Below are 19,456 nucleotides of genomic sequence, written 5' to 3' on the forward strand. Positions count from 1 at the left end.
AGCCGCTTGTACTGAAAAGCCCGGCTCAGGCCGGGCTTTTCTTTGCCTGCGATTTGCGCAGGCAGACGCTACTCAGGAGGCACGGTCAGCCAGCACTCAGCTGTGCGTGATCAATCAGCGTTTCATTCAGCAGCTCATTGCTGCACGCAGCAACCGCGCCGATCACCAGAATGGCAGGGCTCTTCAGCTCGAAAGCGCTGGCGTCGCGCTGCATTGCGTTCAACGTGCTGCGGCACTCGCGCTGCCAGGGCAGCGAAGCATTCTCGATCATCGCCACCGGCATTTCGCCACTCATTCCGCCAGCCTGCAGGCTCTCGCGAATTTCCGCCAGCTTTGCCACGCCCATGTAAACCACCAGAGTAGTTCCGCCTTGTGCAAGGGCCTGCCAGTTGAGGCTGCTGTCGTCCTGGGTATGGGCAGTGACCAATGTCACGCCACGGCTTATGCCGCGCAGGGTCAGCGAAATGCCGCATTGTGTTGCGCCGGCGAGCCCCGCCGTGATCCCGTTGACCAGTTCATGTATAGGAATTTACAATGTATAGGAATTTCAATAATTCCTATACAAGGTAATCCGCCAAAAAAGGTCCCCTCGGCGTGATGCCAACGTGGCGTCGATGGCGGCAAAAAGCTTTTTTTACCCATCACCCACGCCGAAAAATGGATTGAAAGCGACTTTTCTTTACCTTTTCCAGATTTTGGACGCACCTCTCCCGTATCAGGCCGGCACGTACCTCAATTGCGCGATGCTGTGGGCATTGTTGACCAGGCCCTGCACGGTCAGGCCGGCGATGGCTGCGGTGTACACCATCCGCGCTCCGCACAGCACGCAGCTGAACGGATCCCGATGCAAGAACGCTTTACTCATCTGCGCAAAATACAGTTTTGGCGCTTTGCCACGCCTTTCCATGCGTAGCGCCTCATACACCCGGGGTAGCTGTCGGCCACAGACGCGGTTGGCCAGAAATCCAAAATACCGGATCATCCGAAAGTGCTTCTCCGGGATGTGCTGCACCACCCGGCGCAGCATGTCGGTCTGGCTCAGCGTTTCCTGCTGATAGGTCTTGGTGCGGTGATCCAGGTAGGTAAAACTCAAGGTCGCGCTGTTGGTGTAATGGGCCAATCGGCTGCCCGAGATGGGCGGTTTTTTCAGGTAGCGGCCCAGGTAATTGACGGTCTTTCGGCCGTTTTTCGTCTTCTTCGACAAGTGGATGTGCCAGTGCTGGCCACCAGCGGTCAGTATCAGACGGCGCCAGTCGCTTTCACAGTGGATGTGGGCCAGCTGCGGCGGCATCGTCAATTGCGAAAGCGGCTGTCCCAGCAGGTAATCGCGCACCAGCCACATCCAGCGCCGCCGCAGGGCCTCTTTGTGGAACGACAGATTTTTCCAGACGCCCTGCTCATCCAGGCCGCCCGCGGTCACCGACAGGTGGACGTGGGGATGCCAGTTGAGCCGCCGGCCATAGGTGTGCAGCGCACCGAAAATCCCGACGCGCAAACCGCGCCGCTTGGCGGTGTAGATCAGGTTATCGGCCGCCAGACGAAACAGCGCATCGAGCAGCCAGCGGTTGTAGAAGAACAGGGACCACAGCGTGTCGGGCAGCGTGAACACCAGATGCTGCCAGGGGCAGTCGGGCAGACGGTTGTTTTGCACGGCGATCCACTGGTCGGTGGCCTTTTTGCCGCAGGAAGGACAGGCCCGGCAATGGCAGGTGTTGCACAGGTATTTGACGTGCGGGCAATGCTCATTGGCACAGGTGTAGTGTTTGACGCCCAGTATCGAGGTGCCGCAGGCGAGCATTTTGCTGATCGACTCCACTTCGATTTGGCGCAGACCGCCGGCTTCCAGCAAATCTGCCCAGCAGCCGTTGGCCGTGAAGAGGTTTTTGAGCGGTCGAGGTTTGTAAGCAGGCGGTGCAGAGGCCACGTCAGCAGGGCGGCTCCTCATCGTGGTGAATGACGGCGGTGATGGCGAATCCGCCTGGCCCTTCTCTCATCTAAACGCTTACGCAAGAAGCGTCGGGAAACATGTCGTTCAGATACGTTGTCTGGCAGCAACTACAAAGATCGACATCACCGAAAGGATCGATATCGAAGGAAAAGTCGGTATCGGGCACGAAGGTAGTATGCCCGGCGCGTTGGAGACGGGTCTGCTTTGCCTTGGCTTTTGCCCGGCTCGCCCGTTTACGTTTTTTGGTCTCTGACGCCATGTGTAAGCCTGTGCTGAGGAGGGATCGACTCGATTTCGGCTATGATAACCGATTTCAAAATCCCACAATTTGCAGCCGCAGGCTGCCCAGTTCCACCGCGACGCCGCGTTCCTGCAACCACTGCGCCTCTTCACCGCCACGGCCAAAGATGCACGGATCGCCGCCCTTGAGGCGCACAACGCATTTGCCCTGACGTACATAGCGCAGCATCAGGCGATGGATGAACGCTTGTGGCGTTGAACGGCAACCGCCGCGTTTGCCGACCGCGATCACTCGCGCATTCGGGCAGTGCTCAAGCACTGCGGTATTGACCAGATCATCTATCAGCACCACGTCGGCTTCGTGCAAGGCACGCACTGCCTTGAGGGTCAGTAGTTCCGGGTCACCGGGACCGGCGCCCACCAGCCATACTTTTGCGCTCATGCTGCACTCCTCATTGGGTAACCGCCATGGTGTTGATCAGTCTTTTTATTTCAGGCACGCAGGAACCGCATTGGGTCCCGCAACCCAGTTGTGTCTTGAGTTGATTCAGGTCCAGGCCGCGCTCGATACCTTCCTTTACTGCGCTCTGGCTGACGTTCATGCAGTTGCACAAGGTCTTGTCGAAGGCCTGCGTCGAGTCTTTGCCAGGCTCGCTACTGAGCGGGGCCAGCAGCCAGCGCCGCAGCGAAGCATCAAAGCGCTCTTCCAGCCATAGCGCCTGGAGCCAGTGTCGGGCAAGCGTTTCACCGGCCAGGCGGATGGCAGTAATTCGGTCGTTGTCGATACGCACCCGCTTGCCAATTGAGCGCTTGGGGTCGTCATAAGCCATGACTGGCCCTTCATCGAGGCCGAGTACCTGGTCAATGTGCTGCAGCAGCATCGGATCAGGCGCTTCGGCGCTGGCGGCGCGTATGATCAATGCAGGACGTTCGCGTCCGGTAAGGCCCATGCTCAGGTAGGTAAACACGTCGCACAGGGGACGCAGCCTTTCCATTTGCTGCTGCACATTGCCTTCAATAAGCGCGAAAAACTGCCAGGGCAGATGAGCTTTTTCGATTTTGACCCCGGAATGCTTGAGTTCCGGTTGTTTCGAGATCGGGTCGAAGGCTGGCTGAGTCAGAGCGTTTACGCCGCCCTTGAGAAACCGGTCGCCCCAGTGCATCGGCAAGAAGGCCTGACCGCAGGCAACACTGTCATCGCCGCCGACGGGCAACAACAGCTCGCCGCGTCGGCTGATCAGCTTGACCAGATCGCCAGGTTGCAGGTCATAACGTTGCATGTCTTGAGGGTTGAGGCTCAACAGCGCTTCGCTGACATGCCCGAACAGCCGCGCAGCGGTGCCGGTGCGGCTCATGCCATGCCATTGATCGCGCAGCCTGCCGGTGTTGAGTGTCAGCGGGTAGTCAGCATCGCGCAGCTCTTTGGCGGCGATGTAAGGCTCGGATAAAAACTGCGCACGGCCCGAGTCAGTGGGGAAAATACCATCGGTATACAGGCGTGGCGTGCCCACGCTGGCACCGCGAGGGAAGGGCCATTGCTGTGGGCCATGGAGGTCGATGAGCTCGCGGTCGATCCCGGACATGTCCAGATCCCGCCCGTCCGTCAGGCCTTTGAATTCATCGAACAAGGCCTTGGGTGTGTGGAAATCGAACAGCGCAGGTGCATCGGGTTGCAGGCGCTTTTGCAGACGCTGGGCGAAGTCCACAGTAATTGCCCAGTCGGAGCGCGCTTCGCCGGGGGGCGCAATGGCGTTGCGGACATTGGAAATGCGCCGCTCCGAGTTGGTCACCGTGCCTTCTTTCTCGCCCCAGCTTGCGGCAGGCAGCAACAGGTCGGCATAGCGCGCTGTTTCGGTGGTCTTGAAAGCCTCCTGAAGTACCACGAACGGGCAGGTTTCCAGCGCCTGTCGGATTTTGTTCTGATCGGGCAGTGATTGTGCCGGGTTGGTACAGGCAATCCACAATGCCTTGATCGTACCGTTCTGCAGTTGTTCGAACAGTTCGATGGCGGACAAACCGGGCTTGGCGGGCAGGCTGTCGACGCCCCAGTAGTGCGCAACCTGCGCACGGTGTTCGGGATTGGCTGCGTCGCGATGGCCGGGCAGCAGGTTGGACAGGCTGCCCGTTTCACGTCCGCCCATGGCGTTGGGTTGGCCGGTGAGCGAAAAGGGGCCTGCACCGGGTCGGCCGATCTGCCCGGTGGCCAGGTGCAGGTTGATCAGTGCGCTGTTTTTTGCACTTCCCGCAGTGGATTGATTCAGCCCCATGCACCACAGCGACAGAAAGCCCGGAGCTTCACCCACCCAACTGGCGCAGGTGTATAGCTGTTCCTGGGTAATGCCGCAGAGGTTTGCTACGCGTTCAGGCGGGTAATCTCGTACCAGCGCTGACAGCGCCTCATAGCCCTGTGTGTGTGCGGCAATGAACTCGGGATCAATCAGGCTTTCACTGATCAGCACATGGAGGATGCCGTGAAACAGCGCAACGTCGGTGCCAGGCTGAATCGCCAGGTGCAGGTCCGCCAGTTCGCAGGTATCGGTGCGCCGTGGGTCGATGACGATGAGTTTCATCTGCGGGCGACGGCTTTTTGCTTCTTCCAGGCGACGAAACAGAATCGGGTGCGCGTAGGCCATGTTGCTGCCGACGATCATCACGCAATCGCTCAGTTCGATATCTTCATAGCTGCAAGGCGGTGCGTCGGCGCCCAGGCTGCGCTTGTAGCCGGCCACGGCCGAAGACATGCACAGCCGTGAGTTGCTGTCGATATTGTTGGTGCCGACCAGTGCACGGGCCAGCTTGTTGAACGCGTAATAGTCCTCGGTCAGCAACTGGCCGGAAATATAGAATGCGACGCTGTCGGGGCCGTGCTCGCGGATGCTGTCGGCGAAGACGTTGGTCGCGTGCTCCAGCGCGGTGTCCCAATCGGTGACGCTGCGTGCCAGGCCTTTGCTCAGGCGTAGTTCCGGATACAGTGCGCGCGCTTCGATGTCCCCGGTCAGGTGCAGGCTTGAACCTTTGCTGCACAACTTGCCGAAGTTGGCCGGGTGCTTCGGGTCGCCGCTGACGCCGAGGATATTCTGCCCGTCATGCTCGATCAGCACGCCGCAGCCAACGCCGCAATAGCAGCAGGTGGACGCGGTCACCCGAGTGGTCTGAATGGCGAGGCTGGTCATGCGCAGGCGGCCTCTGGCGCGGCGGGTTTGCCGAACATCAGGTGATTGCGTATGGCATCAATGCCCTGGCCATCACGTATCTGCTGCAAGTACCAGCTTCCGTCCGCGGTGTCGCCATAAAGGCAGGCGCCGACCAGTACGTCGTTCTTGATCACCAGCTTTTTGTAGACGCCGCCGATGGGGTCCGAGAGGGTGATGCTTTCAGTGCCTTCAGCACCCAGAAAGTCTCCGGCGGAAAACAGGTCGATGCCGGTGACTTTCAGCTTGGTCGAGGTCACTGACCCCGGATAACGGGCAAAGCCCAACTGGGCAAGGTGATTGGCACACACCCGGGCCTGCTCGAACAGCGGTGCCACCAGCCCGTAAGCGATGCCGCGATGGCTGACGCATTCGCCAATCGCATAGATGCGCGGGTCGTAGGTCTGCAAGGTATCGTTGACCAGAATGCCCCGGTTGCAGGGCAGACCAGCCTGTTCGGCCAATTCGGTGTTGGGGCGTATGCCTGCGGCCATGACCACCAGATCGGTGTCGATCACCTCGCCGCTTTTGAATTGCACCGCGCGTACGCGGCCCAGATCATCGCCGAGCAAGGCTTCGGTCTGTTCGTTGAGGCGAAAACCCAGGCCGCGCTTTTCCAGCGCGGCTTGCAGCATCAGCCCGCTGGTTTTGTCCAGTTGGCGCTCCAGCAGCGTCTGGCCGTTGTGAATCACAGTGACCTGCATGCCGCGCAGGCTCAGGCCGTTGGCAGCTTCGAGCCCGAGCAGGCCGCCGCCGATGATCACTGCGCGTTTGTGTGTGACGGCGGTATCGATCATCTGACGGGTGTGGCCGATGTCGCGGTAGCCGATGACGCCTTCCAGCGTATTGCCGGGAACCGGCAGAATAAAGGGTCGTGAGCCGGTGGCGATCAGCAGGCGATCGTAAGAGGCCTGGGTGCCGTCATCGGCGATTACCACGCGTTTGATGCGGTCGATCTTCACCACGCGACGGTTCAGCAACAACTGGATACTGTTGCTTTCGTACCAGGCCAGATCGTTGAGCACGATGTCTTCGAAATTCTGTTCGCCTGCCAGCACTGGGGACAGCATGATGCGGTTGTAGTTGGGGTGTGGCTCGGCACCGAAGACCGTGATGTCATACAGGTCTTCGCTCAGTTTCAGCAACTCTTCGAGTGTGCGCACGCCGGCCATGCCGTTGCCTATCATCACCAGTTTGAGTTTTTTCATCTTGCCTCCGAGTCACTGCAGCGCGTGCTCGACACGTTTCGCGCAAACAAAAAAAGGCGTCCCGCCAGTTGCCTGACGGGGACGCCTTTGTCCGGTCCCGTTCTATCGGGAGGCGCAGCCTTCATCGTTGAGGGCTACGCGTTATGTATGATCTGCACAAGATCATGCAGCGCCTGTGCCAACTCGCATTCACTTGCGTAAAGGGGATTTCGGTCGATGCCTCAGGCTATTTCTGCACTGCGTTGAGGCGTGCTGCACAGAAGCAGGGCGGTCTGGTTCAGTGATGGCTCATGAGCCAGATCGCCAGCAGAAGATTGAGCAGCATCGAGATCAGTGCCAGCGTTTGCCAGACTTTGAGCGGTTCGCGTTCCAGCAACGGGCGCGGTTTTGCTACCACCGGGCGATGCTCGGCCTGATCCATTTCCAGCAACCACTGCTCGGCGGTTTCGTAACGCTGGTGCGGGTCGGCTTGCAGTGCCTTGTCCAGACTCTGGCTCAGCCATTGCGGCAGATCCGGTCGATAACGGCTGGCGGCGATTGGCGTGCCGAAGCGGCGATGCTGAAAGGCTTCGATCTCGCCATACGGGTAGTGGCCTGTCAGCAGGTAGTACAGCGTGACGCCTGCCGCATACAGATCTTGCTGCGGATGCGGCTCAGCGCCGTTGAAGGCTTCCGGGGCGATGTAGCTCGGGGTGCCGGGCAAGTCGTCAGCGTTGCCAGTTGACAATCCCGGGCAGTAAGCCAGGCCGAAATCCAGCAGGCGCAGTTCGCCATCATCTGCCAGCAGCAGGTTTTCCGGTTTGATATCGCGATGAATGATGTTGCGCCGATGCAGCAGGCCCGCAGCGCGTAACAGTCGGGTCGCGAGGTCCTGCCATTGAGCCAGCGGCAGCGGCCCGTTGCGCGTGAAAACCTCGGCCAGTGTATTTCCGCAATACTCGCGCATCACGTAATACAGGTGCTGGCGGTCTGCCAGCGGATGGACCTCGGGAAAGAAGCGCCCGGCAACCCGGCGTAAAAACCACTCTTCAAGCAATAACCCTTGGCCTGCACCCGACTCGTCATGCCGGCTGGCCGGCAGGGTCTTGAGCAGCCACGGTTGGCCGTGGGTATCGGTCACCCGATAAAGGATGGACTGGCGCGACTGCGCCACGATGCCGCCAACCGTCCAGCCTTCGAAGCCCTGGCCCGCCTTGAGCGCGGGTGGCAGTGGCCATTGCTGCAATTGCAGCAGTGTGTCACCCAGATCGTCCTCGCCCAGGCTATCGACCTGAATCAGCAGGGCGCTGGCATTGTCCTGGCTGCCTGCCAGATGCGCCGCGCTGACCAGGGTTTTCACCGCCGAGTCGAGGTTGTCCTGCTCGGTCAGAATCGAGCGGATGCTGGCATCACCAAGGGTCGCCCAGACACCGTCGCTGACCAGCAACAGTCGTTCACCTTCACACAGCTCGCCGTCCAGATAGTCCATGACCACGTACTGGTCCAGGCCCAGCGCGCGCTTGAGCACATGCTGCATGTCGGCCTGTTCCCAGACGTGGTCTTCACTGATGCGCTTTAGCGTACCGGCCTGCCAGCGATAAGCCCGGCAGTCGCCGACGTGGGCCAGGGTGAAGCGTCGTCCGCGCAGCACCAGAGCGCTGAGGGTGGTCAGCAAACCGTTGGCCAGCAGCCAGCGATTCTGCGCCAGCAGCAGGCGGTCGAGAGACTGGGCCACGCCCCAGGTTTCCGGCGTGGCGTAATAGTCGAGCGCCAGCGCCTGTAGCGTGGACTGCGCAGCCAGTGCGCCATCAGCACACTGGCTGACGCCGTCGGCAAGGGCGAACAGATAGCCCTTGCTTGCGGCCAGTGTCGGGGCCGGAGTCACCAGGCGCAGAGCATCCTGATTTTCCGCGCGCGGACCGCTGGCGCTGAATTGAGCGAACTGCAGTTGCAGCGTCATCGGCGGTTCAGACTCGCGCCGCGGTCACAGCCGCCGAACCCCAGGTGGTTCTCCAGCGACGCTTGACGTTCAGCAGACCGAACCAGGCCAGCACTGCCAGGCCTGCGAACAGCCACAGGCCCAACTGGTAATCGCCAGTGTTCTGTTTGATGGTGCCCAGACCCGCTGCCAGCAGGAAGCCACCGATGCCGCCCGCCATGCCGATCAGGCCGGTCATGACCCCGATTTCCTTGCGGAAACGCTGCGGAACCAGCTGAAAGACTGCGCCATTACCGGCACCCAGGCCCAGCATCGCGGCAACGAACAGAGCCAGTGCTGCCCACGAACTTGGCAGGTTGAAACCCACCGCCGCGATACCGATGGCCGCAACGGCGTACATCACGGTCAATGTGCGAATCCCGCCAAAGCGGTCAGCCAGCGCGCCACCGAGCGGGCGCATCAGGCTGCCGCCGAAGACACAGGCAGCGGTGTAGTAACCGGCAGTAATCGGGCTCAAGCCATATTGGTCGTTGAAATAGCCGGGCAGGGCGCTGGCCAGGCCGATGAAGCCGCCGAACGTCACGCTGTAGAAAAACATGAACCACCAGCTGTCACGATCACCCAGCGCCTTTAGGTAATCCGCCATGGATTTGGGCTTGCTGCGCTCCGGGGCGTTGCGCGCCATAAGCGTGAAAGCGATCAGGGTCAGAACCAGCGGGATCAGCGCCAGGCCGAATACGTTGCCCCAGCCGAAACTGGCGGCCAGTACCGGCGCGATCAATGCTGCCAGTACGGTGCCCGAGTTGCCCGCACCGGCTATGCCCATCGCCTTGCCCTGGTGCTGCGGTGGATACCACTGCGACGCCAGGGGCAGCGCGACGGCGAATGAAGCACCGGCCATACCCAGGAACAGGCCCAGCAGCAGTACCTGGCCGTAGGTGTGAATGCCCAGTTGCCAGGCCGCCAGCAGTGCGCCGATGACAATCACCTGGCCAATGATGCCAGCGGTCTTGGGCGACAGCTGGTCCGCCAGCAGGCCCATGAAAAAGCGCAGCACGGCACCCGCCAGAATCGGCGTGGCGACCATCAGGCCACGTTGCTGAGTGGTCAGGTGCAGGTCAGTGGCAATCTGCACCGCCAGCGGGCCAAGCAGATACCAGACCATGAAACTCAGGTCGAAATAGAGAAACGCCGCAAACAGGGTCGGTTTATGGCCTGCCTTCCAGAAGCTTGTATCCATGTGTACACCTCATCATCTGCTAGTTAGTCAGTCGGGCCATGACCGCGACACGGGTTTTCCAGACGCTGTGGTGGAGTGTTCCGAATGACGGCGACTCCACCGGCCCCGTCGCCGGGGCCAAAACGCAAAAAACGTCGCCTCTCTGTCCAAGTGAGCGGAAAGAGATGAGCGACGTCTTTGTCGTAAAAAGGTGATAGCCGCCGTTGGCTACCGTGCGATTGCTAAAGCAAGAGATGGGCCAATGGCGTTGCAAGCGATTAGCCGCAAGCTGCGAGCGGGTTTGGGTGATTCCCGGGAAGCAGGCGAGGGCCGGTCAGTGACCTTGAAGCGGGCGCTCGCCAGCAAAGCGCTGTAAAACAGGGCGCGCCGCGAGCGACAGTCTGCAGCCTGAAAGGGCAAGATCACGCATGGCCATTGAAGAGTTTATTAAAGTTCAATGGCGGTATTATTATTTCATGTGCCATTGGTTTTGGTGTTAAGTACTGTCATTGTGATGCTGTTTTGACGTGCCTGTATGACGGTTTTAATAGCGCTGATCAATAAGTGTTAATATTCATTAATATTCTGTTTATTGAGGTTGTACGATAACACCAGTCTCAATATTTAATTTACATTGCCCGGTATCTCTGACAGCATTCATTGCACCGTGATTAACACGGCTCATCCATCAGGAAATGAATTTACTCTTCACTGCGGCGATCTGTAATTGCAAATTGCCTGTCAATATTCGATAAATGTTTACTTTTTAAAAAGTAATCGTCTACTCGCTCTTTTTCCGGTTTTCAGTTGCCCTCAAGGGCTTGAAACACCGATCCCGGGTACCTCCCGGCAATACAGCCGCGCCGACCGGGCTGTCTTCCTCTTCGCGCTTCATTGCAGGCGCCAATAAAGGACATCATCATGAGTAACATCAATTACGCACCCACCATCTGGTCCAGAGCTGATGCGCTGAAGGTCAATGAAAATGATCCGACTACCACGCAGCCTCTGGTAAGCCCGGATTTTCCGGTCATGAGTGATACCGTATTCATCTGGGACACCATGCCGTTGCGCGAGCTTGACGGCACCGTGGTTTCAGTCAACGGCTGGTCGGTGATCGTCACGCTGACGGCTGACCGCCACCCCGACGATCCGCAGTATGTCGGTGCCAATGGCCGCTATGACATCAAGCGTGACTGGGAAGATCGTCATGGCCGGGCACGCATGTGCTACTGGTACTCGCGCACCGGAAAGGACTGGATCTTTGGTGGCCGGGTAATGGCCGAAGGTGTGTCGCCAACCACCCGGGAGTGGGCGGGCACACCCGTACTGTTGAATGATAAAGGCGATATCGACCTGTACTACACCTGTGTAACGCCGGGTGCGGCAATTGCCAAAGTACGTGGCCGTATTGTGACGTCCGACAAGGGCGTGGAATTGAAAGACTTTACGGAGGTGAAAACACTGTTCGAGGCCGACGGCAAATATTACCAAACCGAAGCGCAGAACTCGACCTGGAACTTTCGCGACCCCAGTCCGTTTATTGATCCCAATGATGGCAAGTTGTACATGGTTTTTGAAGGCAATGTCGCCGGCGAACGCGGCACGCATACAGTAGGCGCCGCAGAACTTGGTCCTGTTCCGCTAGGGATGCTCCGATCAACTTGCCGCGCAGCGGTGGCAAGCCGTAATTTGCCAGGCACATAGCGCTATTTTTCTGAAAACGGTCTGATGCAGTGTGAGTCGAGCGCGTTTTTCGCTCGGTTTTCCGTGTTAAGCGCGCAACTCACCCAAACCCATTAGTCGCTTTCGAGCCATCCACAGGTTCGACAGGGCGAACAGCGTGGTCAGTTGGGCCGTGTTTTTCATCAGCCCACGAAAGCGTACTTTCACGTAACCAAACTGGCGCTTGATGACCCGAAACGGATGCTCGACCTTGGCGCGTGTCTGCGCTTTGCAGTACTCGATCTTGCGCTTGGCTTTGTACAACAGGCTGCGTTTGTTCAGCTTGGAATACGTGCTGCGCCGCGCCGCGATTTGCCAGATCACGTTACGATTTTCGTGCTCTTCACGCTTCTCGACACCGGTGTAGCCAGCGTCCGCATAGACCGCGTTTTCTTCCCCGTGGAGCAGTTCGGCGACTTGAGTGACATCGGCCACATTGGCCGCAGTGCCATGGACGTGATGAACCAGTCCAGACTCAACGTCAGCGCCGATGTGGGCCTTCATACCGAAGAAATACTGGTTACCCTTCTTTGTCTGATGCATCTCGGGATCACGCTCGCCGTCTTTGTTCTTGGTCGAGCTTGGGGCATGAATAATGGTGGCATCGACGATGGTGCCCTGGCGCAGCGACAGGCCTTTTTCCTGCAAATAACCGTTGATGACCGCGAGGATTGCAGGAGCCAGTTGATGTTTCTCCAGCAGGTGCCGGAAGTTCATGATCGTGGTGTCTTCCGGTATCGGCGCACTCAACGTCAGGCGTGCAAACTGGCGCATGGGGGTGATTTCGTAGAGCGCTTCTTCCATGGCCGGATCACTCAGGGAGAACCAGTTCTGCAGCAGGTGAATGCGCAGCATGGTTTCCAGCGGATAAGGTTTTCTGCCACCGCCGGCCTTGGGGTAGAACGGTTCGATCAGGCCCAGCAGACCTGTCCAGGGGACGACCTGATCCATCTCGGCGAGGAAGCGTTCGCGGCGTGTCTGCTTGCGCTTGCTGGCATATTCGAAATCGGAAAAGCTCATCTGGCTCATGGGAGGCTCGGATCAGGTGGTCAGGCGATTTTCGCATAACCGGGACTTGTTCGGAGATTCCCTAGGTCATGAGGAAATAGGCGGTGCCAGATTTCAAGTCGGCTGTATCGGACTGGCCGTTGCGAAAGACCTCAGTGGTGATGAGTGGGAAATACTTCCGCCGCTGGTCACCGCAGTAGGTGTCAATGATCAGACTGAACGCCCGCATTATGTCTTTCAGGACGGCAAGTATTACTTGTTCACCATCAGCCACAAGTTTACTTATGCCGATGGTGTTACGGGTCCGGATGGTGTTTACGGGTTTGTCGGCGAGCATTTGTTCGGGCCTTACCGGCCGATGAACGCTTCCGGCCTGGTGTTGGGCAATCCGCCTGCACAGCCATTTCAGACTTACTCGCACTGTGTGATGCCGAACGGTCTGGTGACCTCGTTCATCGACAGCGTACCCACCTCTGGCGAGGATTACCGCATTGGCGGTACCGAGGCACCGACGGTGAGGATTCTACTGGAGGGCGATCGCTCGTTTGTGCAGGAAGTGTATGACTACGGCTACATCCCCGCGATGAAGAACGTGGTGCTGAGCTGACCGACTGCACCCATTAACCTGGTAGCGGAAGAACGCCTGTGCGAGCAGGCGTTCTTCGCTCGTTTACCCCAGCAACTCGCTCATCGCGATAATTTGCTCGGCCACCTGAATCAGCTTTTGCTGGCGACTCATCGCCTGACGCCGCATCAGGGTGTACGCGTCTTCCTCGTTGCAATCCTTCATTTTCATCAGCAGCCCCTTGGCCAGCTCGATGCGCTTGCGTTCGGCCAGTTGCTGATCGCGGGCATGCAGTTGCGCACGCAGTGCCTGATCGCTCTCGAAACGGGCCATCGCCACGTCCAGAATCGGTTGCAACCGTTGGGCCTGGATACCCTCGACGATATACGCACTGACCCCGGACTTGATTGCCTGGCGCATCACGCCCGGATCGTGCTCGTCGGTGAACATCACGATGGGCCGCGGCTGGTCACGGCTGACCAGCACCACTTGCTCCATTACATCGCGTCCTGGCGATTCGGTGTCGATCAGGATGACGTCCGGGCGCACCGCTTCAACGCGGGCGGGCAAGTCGATGATCAGTCCGGATTCGTCGATTACTTCAAAACCGGCCTCTATCAATGCCGATTTGAGGCGACCGACTTTTCTGGCCGTGTCATTGATAAGCAGGATACGCAGCATGGTCACGTTCTCCGTCAACGACTGGCCACAGCGGGCGCGTTGTCGGCCAGCGAGTGGAGCTTGAAGCTACGCGCGTAGCCTGCGGGGTCGCTGCCGTCCCAGATCCTGCCATCGATTAACTGACTGCTGCGCAGGGTTGCAGTGGGTGCGTCGATGCCCAGCGCATCTGCTGCCTGGCGATACAGGTCCAGTTGCTGGACACGGCTGGCGACAGCCAGGTAATCCGGGTCTTCACGCAACAGGCCCCAGCGCCGGAACTGAGTCATGAACCACATACCGTCGGACAGCCACGGATAATTGACCTGCCCCTGATCATGGAAACTGACTGCATGTGGGTCCTGCCAGTGATTGCCGAGGCCGTCGCTGTAGTGGCCAAGCAGGCGCGGCTCGATGCAGTCCGGCGAGGTATCCAGATAATCCGCACCGCTGAGCAGTTGTGCGGTACTGCGCCGGTTATGGTCGCTTTCCTCGATGAAGCGGCTCGCTTCCAGTACGGCCATGATCAGCGCTCTGGCGGTGTTGGGGTTCTGCTCGACGAACTCACGGGTACAGCCCAGCACCTTGCCCGGGTGATCCGGCCAGATCGACTGGCTGGTCGCCATGGTGAAGCCCAGTTGCTGCTGAACGGCGCTGGCGCCCCAGGGTTCGCCGACGCAGAAACCGTCGATGCGCCCAGCCTGCAGGTGTTGCGCCATTTGCGTGGGTGGCACCACGACACTGGTCACATCATCGAGTGGATGGATGCCTTGGCTGGCCAGCCAGTAGTAGAGCCACATGGCGTGGTTGCCGGTGGGGAAGGTCTGCGCGAAGGTCAGCCTTGATCCGCTTTGGTGCGCGCGTTTGTCCAGTGCTTCAGGAGTGATCACGCCCGCCTGCTGCAACTCGCGGGACAGGTTGATGCACTGGCCGTTCTGGTTGAGTCCCATGAGGATGGCCATGTCGGTCGCCGGACCACCGCTGATGCCCAGTTCCACCGCATAGATCAGACCATACAGGCTGTGTGCCGCCTGCAACTGCCCGCTGACCAGCCTGTCGCGCAGCCCGGCCCAGGAGGTCTGACGCTCGAGGTTCAGGCTCAGGCCGTATGGCTGGGCGAAACCCTGAGTGGCCGCAACCACCAGCGGGGCGCAGTCGGTCAATGCCATGAAGCCCACGTCCAGGCTGTTCATTTCCGGGGCGTCACTACCGGCCACCCAGTCCAGCGCATTACCGGTTCGTTCGTTCATCGCGCGTGCTTCATCAAAGGTCCGTCCAGAAAAAAGGCGTCGTCCGACCCATTGCAATGCAAGTGTCGAAGCGACGCCGTTGTCCATGCACCGCTCCGCCGTTGGAGTGAGTGCCGATAGCGGTTTCAAGCAAGGCATATGCCATCGCCGGGGAAGAGTGAGCAACAAGTTTGTCGCGCGCCTCGCCTGACAGGCCTGCACGCGTCTATAATCGCCACCCTGAATTCAGCTGCTCACGAGCCCATCCCGCCATGTATAACCTGGCCCGCCAGTTACTGTTCAAACTTTCTCCGGAAACCTCTCATGACCTGTCGCTGGACCTGATCAGTGCAGGCGGGCGGCTGGGCCTCAATGGTCTGCTGAGCAAGTCCCCGGCGAAGTTGCCGGTCAGTGTGATGGGGCTGGAATTTCCCAACCCTGTGGGGCTGGCAGCAGGTCTGGACAAAAACGGTGCAGCCATTGATGGCTTTACGCAGCTGGGCTTCGGCTTCGTCGAGATCGGTACTGTGACGCCACGTCCACAGCCGGGCAACCCCAAACCGCGCATTTTCCGCCTGCCGCATGCCGAGGCGATCATCAATCGCATGGGCTTCAACAATCTGGGCGTCGATAACCTGGTGTCCCGAGTCCAGGCGGCAAAGTATCGCGGCATTCTGGGTATCAATATCGGCAAGAACTTCGACACGCCGGTCGAGCGTGCGGTGGACGATTACCTGATCTGCCTGGACAAGGTCTATGCCCACGCCAGCTACGTCACCGTCAACGTCAGCTCACCCAACACGCCGGGGCTGCGCAGTCTGCAGTTCGGTGACTCGCTCAAGCAACTGCTCCAGGCCCTGAGCCTGCGCCAGCAGGAACTGACGCAGCAGCACGGCAGACGCGTGCCGTTGGCGATCAAGATTGCCCCGGACATGAGCGATGAAGAAACCGTGCTGGTGGCCTCTGCACTGATCGAGTCGGGCATGGATGCGGTGATTGCCACCAACACCACGCTCAGCCGCCAGGGTGTGGAAGGGCTGCCGCATGGCGATGAAGCGGGTGGTCTGTCGGGCGCGCCGGTGCGGGAAAAAAGCACGCACATCGTCAAGGTGCTGGCCGGTGAGCTGGCAGGTCGTCTGCCGATCATTGCCGCTGGTGGCATCACTGAAGGCCGGCATGCTGCCGAGAAGATAGCCGCAGGTGCCAGTCTGGTGCAGATCTATTCCGGTTTCATCTACAAGGGCCCTGCGCTGATTCGCGAATCGGTGGACGCCATTGCGGCAATGCCACCGGCCGTACGCTGAATCGAAGGCAAAAAAAGGGGCTCCTCGAGAGAGCCCCTGGGCGTTGGCCCGCCGCCCGGGTCGGGCGTGCATGGTACAGGTGTGAATCAGTCAATCATGTGGGTGGCCCGACAGAGGCCTGAAAGTCTTTGAATCGCCTCATCCGACCGCGTGAAGTTCGTTGAGTCTGTGGATGCCCGCAGTGCCGGTCATACCGTCCCAGTTGTCGCCGCGTCCTTCGCGCCAGCCATTGATCCATGCCTGGCGTACTGACGGTAGAGTAAAAGGGCAAAGCTCACGGGATTTACCATGAACGCCGTATTGATATCCGCGTAAAAATGCTCTTTCCAACGGATCACGCTTAAGTCTTCTCATAGGGTAATGCCCTCGTCTGTTGACTGTAATATCCCTGAGACCCCGTGATGAGGTCGGGCAGAATCTTCTGCCGTTGGGGCCCGCTGCCGGCGTCGCGGACCTTGATGTCATAACCGTTGCGGAGATGACCTGAGACGATTTCTAACCAAAGCACAGGTCGGTGTGAATGATCGTTTTGTCATAAGCACGTCATATTCAGGTCTGTCGAGCAATAAGCAATGGTCTGTTCAAACACTGATTGTTTGGCGCAGCCCTTTTGACGCAGGGGTTTGCGAGCCAGATGAGATCGCTTGTCAGTCTCGTATGGTGGCCTAATGCCTTGGCTGGTTAAGCGACGAAGGGTCGCGATGGGCACGGTAGAAATGTGACTTTTCCAGCGTGACTTTTTAATTACGTCTTTTTATTGCCGACATCGTCCTGGCGGATATCTGTTCTAATACTCCCGAAAACTGCCGCAATGACATGACAGGATCATGCGGTGGACCGGCACACATCACGTGCCACGCAGGCGTTCTCCACGAAAGACGCCTGTTCAAATCTGGCAGGGCAATGCGTTGCCCGCCGCAGACGGCTCAGGCCCTGGAATACACATGTCGGATCGCTACGAACTTTTCCTTACTTGCCCCAAAGGCCTCGAAGGACTGCTTGCCGAGGAAGCTACGGCACTGGGTCTGCAAGAGACCCGCGAGCACACATCGGCCATTCGCGGCTCGGCCGACATGGAGACCGCCTACCGGCTGTGCCTCTGGTCGCGGCTAGCCAACCGCGTGCTGCTGGTGCTCAAGCGCTTCCCGATGAAGGATGCCGAAGACCTGTATCACGGCGTGCTCGATGTCGAGTGGCATGATCATCTCGAGTCCGATGGCACCATCGCAGTGGAGTTCAGTGGCCACGGGTCGGGCATCGATAACACCCACTTCGGTGCACTGAAGGTCAAGGATGCGATCGTCGACAAGCTGCGTACACCGGATGGCGAGCGGCCGTCAGTGGACAAGATCAACCCTGACCTGCGCGTGCACCTGCGCCTGGATCGCGGCGAGGCAATTCTGTCTCTCGACCTCTCTGGCCACAGCCTGCACCAGCGCGGCTATCGCCTGCAGCAAGGTGCTGCGCCCCTGAAGGAGAACCTTGCCGCCGCGATCCTGATCCGCGCTGGCTGGCCGCGCATCGCTGCCGAGGGCGGCGCGCTGGCTGACCCGATGTGCGGTGTCGGTACGTTCCTGGTCGAGGCAGGCATGATCGCCGCCGACATCGCCCCGAACATCAAGCGTGAACGCTGGGGCTTCTCGGCCTGGCTGGGCCACGTCCCGGCGCTGTGGCGCAAGCTGCACGACGAAGCGCTGGCCCGCGCGGAAGCCGGGTTGGCCAAAACACCTTCGTGGATTCGCGGTTACGAGGCTGATCCGCGACTGATCCAGCCTGGGCGCAACAATATCGAACGTGCAGGTCTGAGCGACTGGATCAAGGTCTATCAAGGCGAAGTTGCGACCTTCGAGCCGCGTCCCGACCAGAACCAGAAAGGTCTGGTGATCTGCAACCCTCCATACGGCGAGCGTCTGGGTGATGAAGCCAGCCTGCTGTATCTCTACCAGAATCTGGGCGAGCGCCTGCGTCAGGCCTGCCTTAACTGGGAAGCTGCGGTGTTCACCGGCGCGCCTGACCTGGGCAAGCGCATGGGCATTCGCAGCCACAAACAGTATTCGTTCTGGAACGGTGCCTTGCCGTGCAAATTGCTGCTGATCAAGGTCACGCCTGACCAGTTCGTGACGGGCGAGCGTCGCACACCCGAGCAGCGTCAGATCGAGCGCGAAAACCCTGTCGAAGTTGAAGTCGTTGAAAGAAAGCTCAACAAGAACGGCAACCCGATCAAGCCGGAACCGGTGGTGGTCGAACAGGCGCGCCTGAGCGAAGGCGGGCAGATGTTTGCCAATCGCCTGCAAAAGAACCTCAAGCTGATGGGCAAATGGGTGCGCCGCGAAGGTATCGATTGCTACCGCGTGTATGACGCCGACATGCCTGAATACTCGCTGGCGATCGACCTGTATCACGACTGGGTTCACGTTCAGGAATACGCAGCGCCCAAGTCCATCGATCCGGAAAAGGCTTCGGCCCGGCTGTTCGATGCGCTGGCGGCGATTCCGCAGGCGTTGAACATCGACAAGAACCGTGTGGTGATCAAACGTCGCGAGCGTCAGAGCGGCACCAAACAATATGAGCGTCAAAGCGCGCAGGGCCAGTTTCTGGAAGTCAGTGAAGGCGGCGTCAAGTTGCTGGTCAATCTGACCGACTACCTCGACACCGGCCTGTTTCTCGACCATCGTCCGATGCGCATGCGTATTCAGCGCGAGGCGGCCGGCAAGCGCTTCCTGAACCTGTTTGCCTACACCGCGACTGCCAGCGTGCATGCCGCCAAGGGCGGTGCGCGCAGCACCACCAGCGTTGACCTGTCGCGGACCTATCTGGACTGGGCGCGGCGCAACCTGTCGTTGAACGGTTTCTCCGACAAGAATCGTCTGGAGCAGGGCGACGTGATGGCCTGGCTGCAGGCCAATCGCGACGAATACGACCTGATCTTCATCGATCCGCCGACGTTCTCCAACTCCAAGCGCATGGAAGGCATTTTTGATGTGCAGCGTGATCAGGTTGAGCTGATCGATCTGGCCATGGCGCGTCTGGCTCCGGGTGGCGTGCTGTACTTCTCCAACAACTTCCGCAAGTTCGTGCTCGATGAAAATCTGAGTCAGCGCTATGCGGTCGAGGATATTACCGCGCAAACCATCGACCAGGATTTTGCCCGCAACGGCAAGATTCATCGCGCCTGGAAAATCATGGCGCGTGCCTGATACGGTGTGTGATGAGCTTGCCTGTAACAGTTTTGTACAGGTTTGCT

The 19,456-nt window shown here is 59.3% G+C and carries 11 protein-coding genes and 5 pseudogenes; 4 read left to right on the top strand and 12 right to left on the bottom strand.

Going from position 1 to position 19,456, the window contains the following annotated elements; genetic code table 11:
• Positions 1-85: 85 nt before the first annotated feature.
• From AC4ANK_RS11300 to AC4ANK_RS11335, 8 genes and pseudogenes are all read right to left on the bottom strand, one after another.
• Positions 86-517: pseudogene (locus AC4ANK_RS11300) on the bottom strand (SAM-dependent methyltransferase); the annotation flags it as partial.
• A 198-nt stretch (positions 518-715) separates the two neighbouring features.
• Positions 716-1,945, bottom strand: coding sequence for an IS91 family transposase (locus AC4ANK_RS11305; RefSeq protein WP_082301315.1), 1,230 nt, complete (start codon positions 1,943-1,945; stop codon positions 716-718).
• Positions 1,946-1,994: 49 nt separating this feature from the next.
• Complete coding sequence (locus AC4ANK_RS11310) at positions 1,995-2,207, bottom strand: hypothetical protein (RefSeq protein WP_460382897.1); 213 nt, start codon at positions 2,205-2,207, stop codon at positions 1,995-1,997.
• Between the two features lie 87 nt (positions 2,208-2,294).
• Positions 2,295-2,630 (bottom strand): annotated as a pseudogene (locus AC4ANK_RS11315) (SAM-dependent methyltransferase); the annotation flags it as partial.
• Between the two features lie 10 nt (positions 2,631-2,640).
• The gene (locus AC4ANK_RS11320) at positions 2,641-5,361 is read right to left on the bottom strand and encodes a nitrate reductase (protein ID WP_002553046.1); all 2,721 of its coding nucleotides are present in this window, start codon (positions 5,359-5,361) and stop codon (positions 2,641-2,643) included.
• Positions 5,362-5,381: 20 nt separating this feature from the next.
• Positions 5,382-6,587, bottom strand: a pseudogene (locus AC4ANK_RS11325) (NAD(P)/FAD-dependent oxidoreductase); the annotation flags it as partial.
• Between the two features lie 277 nt (positions 6,588-6,864).
• The gene (locus AC4ANK_RS11330; RefSeq protein WP_031596331.1) at positions 6,865-8,526 is read right to left on the bottom strand and encodes a bifunctional protein-serine/threonine kinase/phosphatase; all 1,662 of its coding nucleotides are present in this window, start codon (positions 8,524-8,526) and stop codon (positions 6,865-6,867) included.
• A gap of 7 nt (positions 8,527-8,533) precedes the next feature.
• On the bottom strand, positions 8,534-9,745 hold the full coding sequence (locus tag AC4ANK_RS11335) for a nitrate/nitrite transporter (protein WP_002553050.1): 1,212 nt from the start codon (positions 9,743-9,745) through the stop codon (positions 8,534-8,536).
• Between the two features lie 900 nt (positions 9,746-10,645).
• On the opposite strand from AC4ANK_RS11335, the pseudogene AC4ANK_RS11340 reads away from it, so the two are divergent.
• A pseudogene (locus tag AC4ANK_RS11340) lies at positions 10,646-11,374 on the top strand (glycoside hydrolase family 68 protein); the annotation flags it as partial.
• Between the two features lie 123 nt (positions 11,375-11,497).
• Here the strand turns inward: AC4ANK_RS11340 and AC4ANK_RS11345 are convergent.
• A complete protein-coding gene (locus AC4ANK_RS11345; protein ID WP_044424202.1) occupies positions 11,498-12,478 on the bottom strand; it encodes an IS5 family transposase in 981 nt (326 codons plus the stop codon).
• Positions 12,479-12,542: 64 nt separating this feature from the next.
• Between AC4ANK_RS11345 and AC4ANK_RS11350 the strand changes: the two are divergent.
• Positions 12,543-13,064 (top strand): annotated as a pseudogene (locus AC4ANK_RS11350) (glycoside hydrolase family 68 protein); the annotation flags it as partial.
• 63 nt (positions 13,065-13,127) lie between these two features.
• Here the strand turns inward: AC4ANK_RS11350 and AC4ANK_RS11355 are convergent.
• Both AC4ANK_RS11355 and AC4ANK_RS11360 read right to left on the bottom strand, forming a co-directional pair.
• A complete protein-coding gene (locus AC4ANK_RS11355; protein ID WP_002553052.1) occupies positions 13,128-13,703 on the bottom strand; it encodes an ANTAR domain-containing response regulator in 576 nt (191 codons plus the stop codon).
• A gap of 14 nt (positions 13,704-13,717) precedes the next feature.
• Positions 13,718-14,929 carry a CmpA/NrtA family ABC transporter substrate-binding protein gene (locus tag AC4ANK_RS11360; protein WP_002553053.1) on the bottom strand — a complete coding sequence of 404 codons (1,212 nt, stop codon included), beginning with the start codon at positions 14,927-14,929 and terminating at the stop codon, positions 13,718-13,720.
• A 251-nt stretch (positions 14,930-15,180) separates the two neighbouring features.
• On the opposite strand from AC4ANK_RS11360, the gene AC4ANK_RS11365 reads away from it, so the two are divergent.
• A complete protein-coding gene (locus tag AC4ANK_RS11365; RefSeq protein ID WP_460382920.1) occupies positions 15,181-16,212 on the top strand; it encodes a quinone-dependent dihydroorotate dehydrogenase in 1,032 nt (343 codons plus the stop codon).
• 138 nt (positions 16,213-16,350) lie between these two features.
• Here AC4ANK_RS11365 and rmf read toward each other — a convergent pair whose 3' ends face one another.
• The gene (rmf, locus tag AC4ANK_RS11370) at positions 16,351-16,566 is read right to left on the bottom strand and encodes a ribosome modulation factor (protein WP_002553055.1); all 216 of its coding nucleotides are present in this window, start codon (positions 16,564-16,566) and stop codon (positions 16,351-16,353) included.
• Positions 16,567-17,156: 590 nt separating this feature from the next.
• Here rmf and rlmKL point away from each other — a divergent pair.
• Positions 17,157-19,409, top strand: a complete 2,253-nt coding sequence (gene rlmKL, locus AC4ANK_RS11375; RefSeq protein WP_002553056.1) for a bifunctional 23S rRNA (guanine(2069)-N(7))-methyltransferase RlmK/23S rRNA (guanine(2445)-N(2))-methyltransferase RlmL — start codon at positions 17,157-17,159, stop codon at positions 19,407-19,409.
• The last annotated feature ends 47 nt before the right edge of the window (positions 19,410-19,456 follow it).

This window comes from Pseudomonas sp. Pmew2 (assembly GCF_058129885.1).